The sequence below is a fragment of the Brevundimonas sp. genome (assembly GCF_036405315.1).
Lineage (GTDB): Bacteria > Pseudomonadota > Alphaproteobacteria > Caulobacterales > Caulobacteraceae > Brevundimonas.
In genome coordinates, this window is record NZ_DASWXW010000050.1 from 1 (window position 1) to 5,907 (window position 5,907).

Genomic DNA, 5,907 nt, shown 5'->3' on the forward strand with positions numbered 1-5,907 from the left:
GCAAGATGCGGGCTGAAGGCAAGGCCTACGTCGTCAAGGACGGCGACGTGATGCACTTCCTGTTCAACAACTAGAGCTTCTCCGCTTCAGTTGAGAATTTCTGCAAGGCCGCCCCTCGGGCGGCCTTGCTAGCGTCTGGGCCTGACCAAGCCCGGAGCCCGCCATGAAGTTCGACACCCTCGCCGTCCACGCCGGCTATTCGCCCGATCCGACGACGAAGTCGGTGGCGGTGCCCATCTATCAGACCACCAGCTACGCCTTCGACGACACCCAGCACGGGGCCGACCTGTTCGACCTGAAGGTGGCGGGCAATATCTACACCCGGATCATGAACCCGACCTCGGACGTGCTGGAGCAACGTCTGGCGGCGCTGGAGGGCGGGATCGCGGCCCTGACCGTGGCCTCGGGTCAGGCGGCGATCACCTACGCCATCCTGACCATCGCCGAGGCGGGCGACAACATCATCGCCACCTCCACCCTCTACGGCGGCACCTACAACCTGTTCGCCCACACCCTGCCGCAGTACGGCATCGAGGTGCGCTTCATCGACGCCGACGACGTGGCGGCGGTGGCGGCCAATACGGACGAGCGGACCAAGGCGGTCTTCTGCGAGTCCATCTGCAACCCGCTGGGCAATGTGGTGGACTTCGCCGCCCTGGCCGATGCCGCCCACGCGCAAGGGTTGCCGCTGATCGTCGACAACACCGTGCCGACCCCCTACCTGACCCGCCCGATCGAGCACGGCGCCGACATCGTGGTGCAATCGCTGACCAAGTATATCGGCGGCCACGGCACCAGTATCGGCGGGGCCATCATCGACAGCGGCAAGTTCCCCTGGGCCGAGCACAAGACGCGCTTTCGCCGTCTGAACGAGCCCGAGGTTTCTTATCACGGCGTGGTCTATACCGAGGCGCTGGGCCCGGCGGCCTATATCGGTCGCGTCCGAACCGTCCTGCTGCGCAACACCGGCGCCGCCATCTCGCCCTTCAACAGCTTCCTGATCCTGCAAGGGCTTGAGACCCTGGCCCTGCGCATGGACCGGCACGTCGAGAACGCTACGGCCGTGGCTGAGCATCTGAAGGCCCACCCCAAGGTGAAATGGGTCAACTACGCCGGTCTGCCCGACCACCCCGGCCACGCCCTGATCCAGAAGTATTTCGGCGGCAAGGCCTCAGGTCTGCTGACCTTCGGCGTGGAGGGCGGCCGCGAGGCCGGCGGGCGCTTCCAGGACGCGGTCAAGCTGTTCACCCGACTGGTCAACATCGGCGACGCCAAGTCCCTGGTCTGCCACCCCGCCTCGACCACCCACCGCCAGCTGTCGCCGGACGAACTGAAGAAGGCGGGCGTGACCGAGGACACCGTGCGCCTGTCGGTCGGCATCGAGCACATCGACGACCTGATCGCCGATCTGGAACAGGCGCTGGCGGCGATCTGACGAAAAGGCCCTCCGCCCGGGATCGGACGGAGGGCCTTTCCATGTCGAAGCGGTCAATCAGGCAGCGTCGCTGAAGCCCGCCACCAGTCCGTCAATGAAGCCGGCGGCGTACTCGCCGAAGATTCCGAAGACGACCACAACGGCTACAATAGCCAGCCACGTCGCGACCGGCTTGCGTCGGAAAGCGACTTCCAGATCATGCAAAGACGCCGCTGCTCGCCTCATTTACGCGCGGCGTCGCTCGCGGCCCGCACCTGGCCGAACTCGGACGTCGGCTTCCAGGTCGGCCATTCGTCGCTGTTGGCCAGTTGCAGGCCCAGGCGATACAGCAGGGTCAGGTTCTCGACCGCCGAACGCAGGTCCCAGTCGGCCGACCACTCGTCGGTCGGCTTGTGGTAGTCGGCGCCGAACTTGGCCTTCCACGCGGCCAGACCGGCTTCACGCCCGCCCTCGACCCAATCCACGCCATGCCAGGGCATCAGGGCCGGCACGCCCGCGCGGGCGAAGGGGAAGTGGTCGGAGCGATAGTAGAAGCCCTGCTCCGGCTGGCCGTCGTCGGAGACGTAGCGGCCTTCCTTCTCTGCCAGGGCCTGCAGATCGTCCTCAAGGCTGTTCTGGCCCTTGCCGAAGATCGGCACGTCGCGCGTCGGGCCCGACAGGGGCAGCATGTCGATGTTGATGTCGGCCACCGTCGTTTCCAGCGGATAGACCGGATCGGCGGCGTAGGCGTAGGCGCCCAGCAGACCCATTTCCTCGGCCGCCATGTGGGCAAAGACGATGGTGCGGTCCGGCGCGGGCGCGCCCTTCAACTGACGCGCCATCTCCAGCACGCCGATGGTGCCCGAAGCGTTGTCCCAGGCGCCGTTGAACACCTTGTCGTCGCCAGCGGCATGCTCGTTGATGCCCACGTGGTCCCAGTGGGCCGAATAGATGACGGTCTCGTGGGGACGTTTGGCGCCCGGAATCCTGGCCAGCAGATTATGGGTGCGCAGGGTGTCGATGGTCTCGGCCGTCTCGACCGACAGGGTCACGCCCGGCAGGGCGAAGGCGCGGAAGTCGCCCGTGCCGAGACGCGGCGTCAGCTCGGCCATGTCGAGACCGAGGGTCTTGGCCGTGTCGGCGTTGATCGCGCCCGAGAATTCAAGGTCGGCCGCGCCCGGCGTCAGGGTCCGGGTGCGGCTATTGCCCTGCGCCGTTCGGGTCCAGGCCGCATCGGTCGCCGAAGTCTTCGACACCGTGATGACGCCCAGCGCGCCCCGACGCTTGGCCTCATCCGCCTTGTAGGCGCCGGACTGATAGTTGGTGGCGTAGGGACCGTTGAACAGGTCTCCGTCCGGCTCCCCGCTGACCACAAGAACGATCTTGCCCGCCACGTCGAGGTCGCCGTAGTCGTCCCAACCGCGCTCGGGCGCAAAGATGCCGTGGCCGACGAAGACGACGCCCGCACCAGCGATCGTGGCCTTGCCGTCATTGGTGGCCGCCCGCAGGATGATGTCGGTTCCCGGCGTCAGGACATGCGTCTGACCATCCGCGCCCGTCCAGCTGGCCTTGGCGGCGTCGGCGACGGGGGTGAATCGCTTCAGGTCGATCACCTGCAGCCACTGGCCGTTCGGACCGCCAGGTTCCAGGCCCATGGCTTCATACTGGGCCTGCAGCCAGTCCAGCGTCTTCTTCTCGCCGTCCGTTCCGGGATAACGGCCCTGGAAATCGTCGGCGCTGATGGCGCGGATGTCGTCCGACAGGCGCTGGGCCGAGAAGTCCTGAGCCGACGCCGCGCCAGCGGCGAACAGAAGGGCGGCGGCGGCGACGCCGCTGATGAACCGACGATGCATGATGTCTCCTTCGCCCTCCCCCGGGCGTTTCGCGCAAAATAATAGGGCGGCCTCTCGCGAGACCGCCCTTACATTTTTGTCATCTTCCGCGACGGCGGATCAGCGACGGCCTATTTGCGGCGCGCGTCGCTGACGGTGCGGGCCGGACCGAACTCCGAGCCCGGCTTCCACTGCGGCCAGTCGCGGCTGTTGGCCAGGGCCTCTCCGGCCTGGAAGACGACTTCCAGATCCTGGATCATGCCGCTGTAATCCCAGTTGGGCTCCCACTCGTCGGCGGCCTGGTGATAGCGGTTGGCGCGATATTCGGCGGCGGCGGCCAGGCGCGGGGCGATCGGCTCGTCGACATAGTCGCCGGTCGAGGAGAGATAGCCCATCGGCACGCCGCGCTTGGCCAGCGGGAAGTGGTCCGAACGGAAGTAGATGCCCGCCCCGGCGGCGGCGTCGCCCTGGAATCCGCGCCCCTGGGCGGCGGCCAAGGCGATGACCCGCTCATCCAGTTCGGACTGGCCATAGCCGGTCACGCCCAGCTTGCTCATCCGGCCCAGGACGTTGGTGGCGTCCAGGTTGAAGCCCGCCACGGTCGTCTCCAGCGGATACAGCGGATTAGCCGCGTAATACTCCGACCCCAGCAGGCCGCTTTCCTCGCCGGTAAAGCTGATCATGACGATCGACCGCTGGGGACGCGGCCCCGCGGCGAAGGCGCGGGCCAATTCCAGCAAGCCCGCCGTGCCCGAGGCGTTGTCCACTGCACCGTTGAAGATGCGGTCGCCGCTGGCGTCCGGCTCGCCCATGCCGATGTGGTCCCAGTGGCCGGTATAGAGGATGGTCTCGTCCGGATGGGTCGCGCCCTCCAGCTTGGCCACCACATTGTGGGTGACGATCCGGTCAGTCTTCACGTCGAACTTCGCATCAATCGTCGCCCCGGCCAGTTCGACCGGCTGGAAGTCGCGGTTGCGGGCCTTGATCTTCTCCTGCTCGAAATCGAGCCCGGCCTGGCGGAACATCTCGACCGCCACGTCGCGCTGGATCCAGGCCTCCATCGGCACGCGCTCGGCCGAGGGGTTCTGACGCACGATGTCGAACTGCGGCACGGACCAGGAGTTGGCCACCGTGGTCCAGCCATAGGAGGCGGGCTTGGTCTCGTGGACGATCAACACGCCGGCCGCGCCCTGACGGGCGGCCTCTTCGTATTTGTAGGTCCAGCGGCCGTAATAGGTCATAGCCTCGCCGCCGAAGGTATTGAGCGACGGCTCCTCGAAGTCGGCGTCGTTGACCAGGACGACGATGACCTTGCCGCGCACGTCGGTCTTGAAGTCGTTCCAGCCGCGCTCGGGCGCATTGGTGCCGTAGCCGACGAAGACCAGAGGCTTGCCGCGCAGGTCGACGCCTTCGCCGGGCAGGCGCGTGGTGATGGTGGCCTGCTGGCCCTGGGCCAGGGCCTGGGTCCAGTCACCGACCTTGATCTGACCGCTGACGTTGGAGACGGTGAAACGGTTCAGGCCCACGGCCTGGGTCCAGCCGCCGTTCTCGCCGCCGGGCGCGAAGCCCGCCGCAGCATACTGCTGGCTCAGATAGGCGATGACCTTCTGCTCGGCCGGCGTGGCGATACCGCGCCCCTCGAAGCTGTCGTCCGCCAGGACCTTGATGTCGTTGGAAATGCGCGCCGGATCGAAGTCGGGCGACTGGGCGGCGGCGCCGGACGCCAGGGCGGCGGCGAACAACAGAACGGCGGCGGACGACATCAAACGCATGGGAACGGACCCCTCAACCAAAATGGAGGTCCGGACCCTAGAGGCCGAAATCGGCGGAGTCGATGCGACGCGCCGTCGGACGCGGCGCTCAGGGCGTCGGCGCGACCGCCCCGCCCGCCGGCCAGGTCGTGTCGCCGACGCGAGTCAGACGCATCTCGACCATCTGGCGTGGCGGCTGGCCCTCGGCGACATATGTGCCCACCTCATGCCAGGTCCCGTCACGCACCACGGCCACATACTGCATCTTGGCGTTCGGCCCGGCCGGCATCTCCCAGCGGAAACCGTCGTCAGTGGCCTCAAAGACGTAGTCGCCCGAATAGCCCTGGGCGTAGGAGCGGAAGCCGTAGCGTCCGGCGCGGGCGTCCCAGGACACCAGAGCCATGGCGTTGAACTGGGTCGTGCCGTCGGCGGCGTAGCCGCGCCCCTCGATCACCTTGATGGAGCCGCCTAGCATTGAACCGACCCGTTCCGTCTGGGTCAGGGTCATGGTTCCCGTCGGGCCGTGGACGATCGCCTCGCCGCGCCACTCGCCGTCCATGAAGTCCAGACGACCAATGGCCGCGCGCTGGGCCTCGGTTCCGTTGGGCGATGCGGGCATCTGGGCCTGGGCCGACACCGGCGCGATCAGCAGAGCGGCGACGAGCGCCAGGCGGACGAACGGTTTCATCAATAGATCTCCTCTTTCGCTTTATATCATAAAGAACTTTTCCTGACGGCGCAATCGGACATGAAAAACCCGCCGACGCGGGACGCCGGCGGGTGATTTCGGTATCGCTCTCGGCAAGCCCTTAGTGGGCGACGCCCTTCCAGATACGGCGGTAGCTGGCGTAGGTTATCCCCGCGAACAGCAGCAGGAAGATGATCACGCCGAAGCCCATCTGCTTGCGCT

Annotated in this window: 6 protein-coding genes; 2 read left to right on the forward strand and 4 right to left on the reverse strand. The window is 66.9% G+C overall.

The genetic code is table 11. The features are described 5' to 3' along the window. Positions 1 to 5: 5 nt before the first annotated feature. Both VGE49_RS03160 and VGE49_RS03165 read left to right on the forward strand, forming a co-directional pair. Positions 6 to 74 (forward strand): DUF933 domain-containing protein, encoded by a 69-nt coding sequence (locus VGE49_RS03160; RefSeq protein WP_331033136.1) that lies wholly within the window; start codon positions 6 to 8, stop codon positions 72 to 74. Between the two features lie 89 nt (positions 75 to 163). Beyond that, on the forward strand, positions 164 to 1,435 hold the full coding sequence (locus VGE49_RS03165; RefSeq protein WP_331033131.1) for an O-acetylhomoserine aminocarboxypropyltransferase/cysteine synthase family protein: 1,272 nt from the start codon (positions 164 to 166) through the stop codon (positions 1,433 to 1,435). 57 nt (positions 1,436 to 1,492) lie between these two features. Here VGE49_RS03165 and VGE49_RS03170 read toward each other — a convergent pair whose 3' ends face one another. From VGE49_RS03170 to VGE49_RS03185, 4 genes are all read right to left on the reverse strand, one after another. After that, entirely contained in the window at positions 1,493 to 1,639 is a 147-nt protein-coding gene (locus tag VGE49_RS03170) for a hypothetical protein (RefSeq protein WP_331033132.1), read from the reverse strand. 17 nt (positions 1,640 to 1,656) lie between these two features. Next, complete coding sequence (locus tag VGE49_RS03175; protein WP_331033133.1) at positions 1,657 to 3,267, reverse strand: M28 family peptidase; 1,611 nt, start codon at positions 3,265 to 3,267, stop codon at positions 1,657 to 1,659. 110 nt (positions 3,268 to 3,377) lie between these two features. Next, positions 3,378 to 5,018, reverse strand: coding sequence for a M28 family metallopeptidase (locus tag VGE49_RS03180; RefSeq protein ID WP_331033134.1), 1,641 nt, complete (start codon positions 5,016 to 5,018; stop codon positions 3,378 to 3,380). A gap of 88 nt (positions 5,019 to 5,106) precedes the next feature. Beyond that, on the reverse strand, positions 5,107 to 5,685 hold the full coding sequence (locus VGE49_RS03185) for a DUF1579 domain-containing protein (RefSeq protein WP_331033135.1): 579 nt from the start codon (positions 5,683 to 5,685) through the stop codon (positions 5,107 to 5,109). Positions 5,686 to 5,907: the final 222 nt, after the last annotated feature.